This window comes from Duganella guangzhouensis (genome assembly GCF_009674535.1).
GTDB classification, from domain to species: Bacteria; Pseudomonadota; Gammaproteobacteria; order Burkholderiales; family Burkholderiaceae_D; genus Rugamonas; species Rugamonas guangzhouensis.
In genome coordinates this window covers 1-363 of the sequence record NZ_WKJK01000073.1, presented here as the reverse complement: position 1 = coordinate 363, position 363 = coordinate 1, and the positions used below count along the sequence as shown (strand labels likewise).

Genomic DNA, 363 nt, shown 5'->3' with positions numbered 1-363 from the left:
CAAAGCCAAGCGCCTGCTGACGCAGAAACAGCGCGACAAAAACAAGCTCTACAGTCTACACGCGCCCGAGGCCGAGTGCATCGCCAAAGGCAAGACGCGGCAGCCCTATGAATTTGGCGTGAAGGTATCGATCGCCACCACGCACAAAGAGGGCATGGTGGTGGGCATGCGCAGCATGCCGGGCAATCCGTACGATGGCCATACATTGTATGAAACCCTGGAGCAGGTGGCGATCCTCACTGAGCAGCCGCCCAGGGAAGTGTTTGTGGATCTGGGCTATCGCGGCGCCGAGGTGCAAGCCGGCACCAAGGTCTACCACCACAAACTCAAGCGCGATATCACCGAACGCCTGCGGCGCGACAT

1 protein-coding gene is annotated in these 363 nt (G+C 59.8%); it reads left to right on the top strand.

From position 1 onward, the window contains the following. Positions 1-363: transposase (locus GJ699_RS33980; RefSeq protein WP_229262432.1), on the top strand; the 363-nt coding region annotated here is incomplete at both ends.